The sequence below is a fragment of the Pseudoalteromonas sp. bablab_jr011 genome (assembly GCF_016464045.1).
GTDB classification, from domain to species: domain Bacteria; phylum Pseudomonadota; class Gammaproteobacteria; order Enterobacterales; family Alteromonadaceae; genus Pseudoalteromonas; species Pseudoalteromonas lipolytica.
On record NZ_JACDWU010000278.1, the window covers coordinates 1 to 329 of the forward strand.

At 44.1% G+C, this 329-nt stretch carries 1 protein-coding gene; it reads left to right on the plus strand.

The genetic code is table 11. The features are described from left to right. Positions 1-55 precede the first annotated feature (55 nt). On the plus strand, positions 56-329 hold a 274-nt coding region (locus JIG41_RS16070), incomplete at its 3' end, for a reverse transcriptase N-terminal domain-containing protein (protein WP_199525086.1).

Genomic DNA, 329 nt, shown 5'->3' on the forward strand with positions numbered 1-329 from the left:
GACTGGTCTTCCGTTGCAAGAGAATTTGAAGAACTTTATTCAAGGAGAAACGCAAATGATGATTTCAAAAGAGATTAGTGCCTCCCCTGACAGTGCTCAATGGCAATCCATAAATTGGAAAACTGTTGAGTCGCACGTTTTAAAGCTTCAGATGCGTATTGCAAAAGCAACAAGAGAAGGTAAACACAGCAAAGCGAAAGCGTTGCAGTGGATACTGACTCACTCGCATTCGGCAAAACTTCTTGCTGTTAAGCGAGTATCACAAAACAAAGGCAGTAAAACGCCCGGAATAGACGGCGTCATCTGGAATACGGATACGCGCCGCATGA